Origin of the sequence: Pedobacter sp., assembly GCF_035566355.1 — a bacterium.
Lineage (GTDB): Bacteria > Bacteroidota > Bacteroidia > Sphingobacteriales > Sphingobacteriaceae > Pedobacter.
The window spans coordinates 1-8,156 of record NZ_DATMRL010000393.1; the positions used below are offsets into that span (position 1 = coordinate 1).

Genomic DNA, 8,156 nt, shown 5'->3' on the forward strand with positions numbered 1-8,156 from the left:
TAAGGCATCAGCAAAATTTGCCCGGGGAAAAGCCGGCTGGTTATATTTTTGTAAATGTGGGTTACAGTTTACTTAAAGTTGTTTTAGATGATGTGCTCTATATTGAAGGACTAAAGGACTATGTTCAGATCCATTTGAAAAGTAATTCCAGGCCGGTTGTTGTTCGTATCAGCTTTAAAAGCCTGGAAAGTCAGTTGCCCCCGGATTTTATCCGCATTCATAAATCATTCATTGTAAACAGTAAAGGCATCTCGGCAGTTAAAAAGAATGCTGTTTTTATCGACGAAAAAGAATTGCCGCTTGGTGATGCCTATCGCCAGGCCATAGAAACGCTGATTTCTACGAATCGGTTTTAAAAATTAATGTGTATTTTTGCAAAAAAAAAAGCAATTGGGAACTCCACTGGATTTAGGGATAAAAGGATACAACAACTATGGCACACATCTTAAAGAGAAGTATGCGGGCCAGCGTGTATTTAAAGTGATTGTTGACGGTGGTTTTACTTGCCCTAACCGGGATGGCAGTAAAGGCTATGGTGGTTGTACGTATTGTAATGTGGATTCTTTTACTCCAGAACTATCCCGTAAGCTGCCCACCATCCGTGAACAGCTGGAGCAGGGAATGGAACGAGGTAAGGGTTTTTATAAAGCGGATAAGTTTATTGTCTATTTTCAGCCCAATACCAATACATATGCACCCGTACATTATCTCAAGATGATGTATGACGAGGCCTTGTCTATTAACCCGGAAGATGTGGTTGGTTTTGCTGTGGGAACCAGGCCTGATTGCATAGATGCAGAAAAGGTTGCGCTTTTAGAGAGTTATACGGATCGTTTTGATGTGGATCTTGAAATGGGGATGGAATCTATTTACGATGAAACTCTGGAACAAATCAACAGAGGTTGCAGTCATGGTGAATTTGTTGAGGCGGTTAAACTTCTGGAGGGTACCAAGCTGGACCTCTGTGTCCACACCATCTTTGGTTTTCCATGGGAAACAGAAGAAATGATGTTGGGTTATATTCATGAAATCAACCGTTTTCCTCAAATTAAATTCGTGAAATTTCATCACCTTCATATTGTTGAAGGCTCCATTATGGGAGTGAAATATAAAAAACAGCCTTTTAAGCTTTTTTCTTTGGAAGAGTATACAGATCTGTTGTGTAAGCTTATTCCACTTCTGCGTCCTGATATTGTGATTCAGCGTTTGTTCGGAATCTCGGACTGGGATCTTCTTATTGCGCCTAACTGGGGATTAAACAAGTCTGCGATTCAAACCTATATAGACAAGGAAATTGAACGTAGAGGTGTAGTGCAGGGATCCGCTTATCTTCTTTAGCCCTGTTTATAGTTCGCCGAATAATTCTTTTTATTTTTTTCTTTTCTATTGCTGAAGATCTGCTGCAGTTTGTTTGCAACAAATACTTCTTTCATCGAGTTTAACTTGTAGCTCCGGTATTATACTTCATGTCGGTGGACGTCATCTTTTGCAAGTTCAAGGGAGGTAAGAAAAAATCCCGGGCTTGTTTGGGATTTACTGGTCTGTTTTGGTAAAATTCAATAGGATACGATTTACTGGTGTAGAATATGCAATTTGTGGGCTAGTATTGTTTTTTTTAAGGTTTTTGTTGGTGTTTTGTGCTTGAATCTGTAGTTTTTGTCTTTTTTCGTCTTGTTTTTGTGTGATTTTTATTTTTTTAATAAAAAATGACCTATTTTTTTGTGATGAATACTGTGTTTGTTAAAAAATGACTACATTAATTAATAATATTGTATGAAAATAGCTGTTTAATTTTGTCTTTTTTGGTTTTTTGAGTGGTTTTATTTGGATAATGATTTATTTTATTGGTATTAATTGCTATTTTTATAAAAAATTTAAATCAAACCAATAATTATAACTATTAAATCTAAAATGTATGGCGAAAGTTTTGTTTAAACAGTGGGGACCATTTGCAGTTTTATTAATAATTGCAATTCTTGCCCTCTTTATTCCTCTTCTTCCTAATTTTGATGAGGGAAAATACAGTGCACCCGATATTGCATTTGTATTAATTGCTGCCGCTTTGGTGTTTTTGATGACTCCTGGTCTGGCTTTCTTTTACGGAGGAATGGTTCATCGTAAAAATGTGCTTTCTACCATGATTAAAAGTGTGGTTGCTGCCGGAGTAATTTCTGTACTTTGGGTGGTTGTGAGCTTTAGCCTTGCTTTTGGCGATACCATTGGAGGTTTTATTGGAAATCCGAAAACATTCTTCTTCTTTCAGGGAGTTAATTCAGGACATCCATGGAGTCTTGCTCCGACCATTCCATTATCTTTGTTTGCAGTATTCCAGCTCATGTTTGCGATCATTACGCCGGGTCTGGTTGTTGGAGCGGTTGCGGAACGTATTCGTTTTACTTCCTATATTTTATTTATCGTATTGTTTTCGTTGCTTGTGTATTCGCCACTGGCACATTGGACCTGGCATCCGGAAGGTATTCTGTTTAAAATGGGTGTTCTTGACTTTGCGGGAGGAACTGTAGTGCATATTTCTGCGGGTATGGCAGCTCTTGCCGGTGCGTTGGTGCTCAAAAGAAGAAGAAGTCATGCTGAACATCAGGAAGTACCACCTGCTAATATTCCATATGTATTAATCGGTACCGGTTTACTATGGTTTGGCTGGTTCGGTTTTAATGCTGGTTCTGCATTAGGGGCTAATAGCCTGGCTGTTTCTGCATTTTTAACTACAAATATTGCCGCTGGTGCTGCGGGCTTGTCATGGATGTTTTTTGATGTGTCCAGAGGAAAAAAACCTTCTGTACTTGGTTTTTGTATTGGTGCTGTTGTTGGACTTGTGGCCATTACTCCGGGTGCTGGATTTGTCAGTATTCCATCTAGTATTTTTATAGGTGTTATTGCTGCAGTGGTTTCTAATCTCGCCGTATCCTGGAAATCAAAAACTTCATTGGACGATACTTTAGATGTGTTCCCGTGTCATGGAGTAGGAGGTATCGTTGGAATGCTTCTGACTGGTGTGTTTGCTACCAAAACAGTAAACAGCGCAGGAGTTGACGGTTTATTGTATGGAAATCCGGCATTCTTCTTTACCCAATTAAAAGGTGTAGTCATTGTTGCCGTTTTCAGCTTTGTAATGTCTTTTGTAATCTTCAAACTGGTGAACGTGATTCAACCTATCCGCGTAACTTCTGAAGAAGAAGAAGAAGGACTTGATGCTAGTCAGCATAATGAGAAATACTTTCAGGGTACGCTCATCGTAGCAGCCACTGGTATGGAAATGGACCACGAACCTACCACCTGAATGATATAATTCGTCTAGATTATCAACCTCAAACCAAAAAACATGAAATTTAAATCTACTCTGCTATCGTTATCAGCCATTGCGTTTTCTTCGGTGAGTTATGCCCAGGAAACAGAGAAAAACCCTTTGCAGTTCTCCGGATCTGTAGATACGTATTTTAAGTATGATTTTCAAAAACAGCCAAATATCGGAACCAGCTTTGCCAATGATCAGAATTCGATTTCATTGGGAATGATCGATCTGGCTTTAAAAAAATCTACCGGAAAGGCCTCTTTTGTTGGTGAAGTTTCTTTTGGCCCGAGGGGTCAGTACCAGTCTCTTTCAAACGGAGACGGTACCGAAGCTAATGAAAAGAACTCCTTTCATATTCAGAATCTTTATGTAAACTATGCTGTTGATGATAAGTTGTCGTTAACAGCAGGTTTTATGGGAACTTTTATCGGTTATGAAGTGATTTCTCCGGTGGGCAATTTCAATTATTCTACTTCTTATTTGTTTACCAATGGCCCTTTTCAAAATGCAGGGATTAAAGGAACTTATGCCTTTTCTCCCAAAGTGAGTTTGATGCTAGGCTTGTTTAATGACTGGAATACTTACAAAGATGTTAATGGAGTATCTCATTTTGGAGCACAATTGTCTCTTGTTCCTGTAGAAGGATGGAATGCCTACCTGAATGTGCTGACTGGTCGAAATGCAGGCGCTCCAGGAGATGGTTCTTTATTTGATCTAACCACTTCTTATCAAGCTACTGAAAAAGTTAAACTGGGTTTGAACGCTGCTGATTATACCATTTCAGGTAGTAACGGTGGTTATAGTGGCGCAGCTTTATACCTTCAGAATGCTTTTACAAAAGCTTTCTCCCTGGGTTTAAGGGGTGAATACTTTAAAACTAAAGATATTAAGGAAGTTAAAGGGGAAAGCTTTAAATCGGTGACGCTGTCAGGTAATTTTAAAACAGGCGGACTTACTTTTATTCCGGAGGTCAGGTTTGATAACCGTTCTGATAAATTGTTTGCCAAATCTGATTTAACACCAACTAAAAATGCTTCTCAGTTTTCTTTAGCTGCTGTATACGCATTCTAAACTCATTGTACTCGACTCAACCAAACCAAAGCGACCGTCGGATCTTCCTGATCCGGCGGTTTTTTAATGGACCATTTTATCTGCGCAGGTAGAGCTGGCAAAGGCTTCAGGCTTTGCTTTAAAGATAAATCCCATACTTAGAATATAACCCATGGCTTCATTGAGTGCTTTGTTGGATTTAAACATCGGATTGGTGTTAATATCGGCATGTACCTCCAGGTCAACATCGTATACATCCAGCAGATCACAGATTGAATAAGCTGTTTCAATAGATTTTTGAACCTCAATCAGCATTCTTTCTTTAATGCTCATTCGCTGAGGTGTTTTTTCCTGGTGGATGTACATAAAACCGCCATGATGCTCGCGAAGCAGGACAATTACAGTGGCAAAATCAGTTAGTGCTCCCTTTACTTGTGAGTCTGTACCGATACAAACTTTAAGATGATAGCCATTTTCTGTTTCCCGGATGATGGCTTTTTCAACTTCTTCTAAAATGGACGAATGGATAACTTCGCCGCTGAACTTTTTCCAGATCATACTTATTGCGTTTTAAGATGAATAACCCACAATCAGGTTTCTTAAATTTAACTGGATAATATTAAAAAGAGGTTAATTGTTTGTAGTTTATTTGCTAACAATCAGGTGTTTGTCAACAAATTGACACTTGATTTGAAATAAAATAGATTTTAGGGAGTTAATATAATAAGCTCCTAATATTCATTTTTGCCTTTAATAGGAGCAGAGAACTTGTTTTTGATTTAAATGTTTGAAAATCAGGAGAAGTTTAGTAGATTAGATCAAGTGTCGTAACAAAACAAAAAATGCAGATGAATACGGAATTATTAAATGAATTTTATTTGCTGCAGCAAAGCAGGTCTAACGCAAAATATCTTGACGTGTTGGATGAGAAGGTATATATGCCTGTTAGAAAGGTTAATAAAAAGGTCTCTACCTGGATGAACAGGAGAGGACTCATGCTGATGAATCTGGAAAATACAGTGAACCGCTCTGTAAAAAGACTCAGAAAAAAATATTTTAGATTTTAGGCTTTTTTTTTCTGAAACTCAACTGGGTTAATAACCTTATCTTTGCTGCATGATGGTAGACAAGATACTGGGGAATCTGAAGATTTCTGCATTAAACAAAATGCAGGAGGCAACACTTGGTGTTGCAAAAAAAGGGAGTGATGTCTTGTTACTTGCACCTACGGGCTCAGGAAAAACATTAGCTTTTTTATTGCCCCTGTTTCTTAAACTGGATGCTTCAAAAAAAGGTGTACAGGCGCTAATTATGGTGCCCTCCAGAGAGCTTTCTTTACAGATTGAACAAGTTTTCAGGCAGATGGGCACTGGTTTTAAAGTGAACTGCTGTTATGGTGGGCACCCGGTAAAAACAGAGCGCAATAATTTTGAAGAACCACCTGCTTTACTTATCGGTACTCCCGGAAGAATTGCTTACCACCTGAGACACGAGAATTTTGATGAATCAGGTATTGCGACCCTGGTTCTTGATGAATTTGATAAAGCACTGGAGTTTGGTTTTCAGGAAGATATGTCTTATATCATTGGGAAACTGCTGTCGCTGAATCAGAGGTTCTTGACTTCTGCAACGGCGATGGAGGAGATTCCTGAGTTTACGGGGGTAAAAAATCCGGTAGAGATCAATTATTTGAAAGATCAGAAGTCTGCGCCGGATCTGAAGTTGATGAAGGTCTATGCACAGGCCGAGGACAAGTTGAATACCTTGTTTGATTTGATTTGCAAGGTTGGGGACAAAACTACCCTTATTTTCTGTAACCATAGAGAAACAGTAGACCGGATCAGCGATCTGCTGATTGACAAAGATCTTGCTCATGATATCTTTCATGGAGGGATGGAGCAGGATGAGCGGGAAAGAGCCTTACTGAAATTCAGGAATGGCAGTATCAAAATTCTGATCACAACAGATCTTGCTTCCAGGGGATTAGATATTCCGGAGGTAGAATGCATTATTCATTACCAGCTTCCTTATACCGCAGATGCATTTGTGCATCGTAATGGCCGTACGGCGAGGATGAATGCTAAAGGAACAGCTTATCTTATGTTAACTGATGAAGAGAAGTATCCCTTTTTAAGTGAGGATCTTGAAACGGAAGAACTGGACGGTGACTACGGACTTCCTTCCGACAGCCAGTGGCAAACCCTGTATATCGCCGCGGGGAAAAAAGATAAAGTAAATAAGATTGATATAGTAGGCTTATTGCTTAAAAAAGGCGGATTGCAAAAGGAAGATGTTGGACTGATTGAAGTAAAGGATCAGAGCTCTTATGTGGCCGTAAAACGGAGTATGGTTGGAAGGGTACTTTCTGCACTCGCCCAGGAAAGAATTAAGAATAAAAAAGTTAAAATAGAAGTAGCGCTGTAATATGAGTAATAACGATATTTTTAAGAAATTGCGCGTTGCGCTCCAGCTCACCAATGATGATATCATTAAAATCATGGAACTGGTTAATTTTAAAATTACAAAAAGTGAATTGGGGTCCTTTTTCAGAAGTGATGATCATCCTAATTTTAAACCATGTGGAGATCAGATCCTAAGAAATTTTCTGAATGGACTGGTCATATATAAAAGAGGACCTAAGCCTGAGCAGCAAGATAAAATCGTCTGATTTTAGTGTTCTTGTAATGAAAATTTTACTTTTTATGTAATAATCCTGGAAGGCGGGCGTCTAAGACTTGTTTTCAAAAAAGACATGAATACAGATCATTTGCATAATTCTGAATTTCGAATGCTTAGCCTGCTCAGGGAGGGAAATCAGCAAGCGTTTCGGGAGATTTATAATCTGTACAGGCGGAAGGTAAATCGTTATGCACTTAAGATCGCTAAATCTGAAGATGTTGCTGAAGAAATCACTCAGGAAGTATTTATCCGAATCTGGCAAAAGAGGGCACAGATTAATCTGGATATGAATTTTGAAGCCTATATTAAAAAGATAACGCTTAATCATGTCCTGAATCATTTAAAAAAGGTTGCCAGAGAAAAATCCCTTCAGGAACAGGTATTTGCATATATTGATGAGATCAGGAACCACACAGAAGAGGGGATTTTCGAAAGGGAACTGGTACAGGTCTATCATGATGCTATTGACCGTTTGCCTGCACAAAAAAAAATCATTTATAAAATGTGCCGCAATGAGGAGCTTTCTCATGATGAAATTGCAGCCAAACTCAATATTTCAAAGAATACCGTGAAAAACCATATGGTTGAAGCTACAAAATTTATACGTGTAGCCGTTAACAAACACGGGAGTATAGTGTGTTTTTTTATCGCTTTTTCAAATTATTTTAATTCTCACTAGTCCTAGGGCGGCCGGGTGTTGTATTATTGATAAGGATGCACCGAAAGGCTGCCTGTTTATTGTAATACCATGGAAGAAAAAGAACAGTTTAAGTATTTATATCATCTGTACATTGCCAATCTGTGTACGGAAGAAGAGCTGAGGAGATTTTTCGAGTTGTTAAGCCAGCAAAAAGAAGACATCGAGGTCCTTTCACTGCTGGCTTCTACCTGGGATAAAGTGGAATTGCAAGGGGAGCATGGTCTTGACCCTGGATTTTTAAACGATGATTTCGAAACTACACCAATTCGTACGCTCAAACCTGAAAGGAAGCGGGGATTTATCCTATGGAAAGCTGCTGCTGCAATTTTTCTTATTGTAGGTATAGGTTTTTTATATAGAGCAGAAGTAAGCAACTGGATAAACCCTGTTCATGAACAGCAATTGTTAAGCGCAGCC

10 protein-coding genes are annotated in these 8,156 nt (G+C 38.8%); 9 read left to right on the forward strand and 1 reads right to left on the reverse strand.

All coding sequences use genetic code 11. From position 1 onward, the window contains the following. The 4 genes from VNZ46_RS14975 to VNZ46_RS14990 all read left to right on the forward strand — a co-directional run. Nucleotides 1-356 (forward strand): LytTR family DNA-binding domain-containing protein (locus VNZ46_RS14975; protein ID WP_325560879.1); only part of this gene is annotated, 356 nt, incomplete at its 5' end. 34 nt (nucleotides 357-390) lie between these two features. Continuing rightward, complete coding sequence (locus VNZ46_RS14980; RefSeq protein WP_325560885.1) at nucleotides 391-1,338, forward strand: TIGR01212 family radical SAM protein; 948 nt, start codon at nucleotides 391-393, stop codon at nucleotides 1,336-1,338. Nucleotides 1,339-1,915: 577 nt separating this feature from the next. Next, on the forward strand, nucleotides 1,916-3,298 hold the full coding sequence (locus tag VNZ46_RS14985) for an ammonium transporter (RefSeq protein WP_325560880.1): 1,383 nt from the start codon (nucleotides 1,916-1,918) through the stop codon (nucleotides 3,296-3,298). Nucleotides 3,299-3,340: 42 nt separating this feature from the next. Next, nucleotides 3,341-4,381 (forward strand): outer membrane beta-barrel protein, encoded by a 1,041-nt coding sequence (locus VNZ46_RS14990; protein WP_325560881.1) that lies wholly within the window; start codon nucleotides 3,341-3,343, stop codon nucleotides 4,379-4,381. Nucleotides 4,382-4,444: 63 nt separating this feature from the next. Here the strand turns inward: VNZ46_RS14990 and VNZ46_RS14995 are convergent, their stop codons facing one another. Continuing rightward, the gene (locus VNZ46_RS14995; protein ID WP_108554927.1) at nucleotides 4,445-4,918 is read right to left on the reverse strand and encodes a ribonuclease H-like YkuK family protein; all 474 of its coding nucleotides are present in this window, start codon (nucleotides 4,916-4,918) and stop codon (nucleotides 4,445-4,447) included. Nucleotides 4,919-5,208: 290 nt separating this feature from the next. On the opposite strand from VNZ46_RS14995, the gene VNZ46_RS15000 reads away from it, so the two are divergent. The 5 genes from VNZ46_RS15000 to VNZ46_RS15020 form a co-directional block, all read left to right on the forward strand. Then, nucleotides 5,209-5,427, forward strand: coding sequence for a hypothetical protein (locus tag VNZ46_RS15000; protein ID WP_199082716.1), 219 nt, complete (start codon nucleotides 5,209-5,211; stop codon nucleotides 5,425-5,427). Between the two features lie 49 nt (nucleotides 5,428-5,476). Beyond that, nucleotides 5,477-6,784 carry a DEAD/DEAH box helicase gene (locus VNZ46_RS15005; RefSeq protein WP_325560882.1) on the forward strand — a complete coding sequence of 436 codons (1,308 nt, stop codon included), beginning with the start codon at nucleotides 5,477-5,479 and terminating at the stop codon, nucleotides 6,782-6,784. Nucleotide 6,785: 1 nt separating this feature from the next. Beyond that, nucleotides 6,786-7,028, forward strand: a complete 243-nt coding sequence (locus VNZ46_RS15010) for a DUF1456 family protein (protein WP_108555094.1) — start codon at nucleotides 6,786-6,788, stop codon at nucleotides 7,026-7,028. An 84-nt stretch (nucleotides 7,029-7,112) separates the two neighbouring features. Continuing rightward, on the forward strand, nucleotides 7,113-7,718 hold the full coding sequence (locus VNZ46_RS15015) for an RNA polymerase sigma-70 factor (protein WP_325560883.1): 606 nt from the start codon (nucleotides 7,113-7,115) through the stop codon (nucleotides 7,716-7,718). A gap of 69 nt (nucleotides 7,719-7,787) precedes the next feature. After that, nucleotides 7,788-8,156 (forward strand): hypothetical protein (locus VNZ46_RS15020; RefSeq protein WP_325560884.1); only part of this gene is annotated, 369 nt, incomplete at its 3' end.

What these genes read in the sequence shown, in the direction of transcription:
- VNZ46_RS15010 (WP_108555094.1), top strand. Translation starts at nt 6,786, where the DNA reads ATGAGTAATAACGATATTTTTAAGAAATTGCGCGTTGCGCTCCAGCTC.
- VNZ46_RS15005 (WP_325560882.1), top strand. Translation starts at nt 5,477, where the DNA reads ATGATGGTAGACAAGATACTGGGGAATCTGAAGATTTCTGCATTAAAC.
- VNZ46_RS14985 (WP_325560880.1), top strand. Translation starts at nt 1,916, where the DNA reads ATGGCGAAAGTTTTGTTTAAACAGTGGGGACCATTTGCAGTTTTATTA.
- VNZ46_RS14990 (WP_325560881.1), top strand. Translation starts at nt 3,341, where the DNA reads ATGAAATTTAAATCTACTCTGCTATCGTTATCAGCCATTGCGTTTTCT.
- VNZ46_RS15000 (WP_199082716.1), top strand. Translation starts at nt 5,209, where the DNA reads ATGAATACGGAATTATTAAATGAATTTTATTTGCTGCAGCAAAGCAGG.
- VNZ46_RS14995 (WP_108554927.1), bottom strand. Translation starts at nt 4,918, where the DNA reads ATGATCTGGAAAAAGTTCAGCGGCGAAGTTATCCATTCGTCCATTTTA.
- VNZ46_RS15015 (WP_325560883.1), top strand. Translation starts at nt 7,113, where the DNA reads ATGAATACAGATCATTTGCATAATTCTGAATTTCGAATGCTTAGCCTG.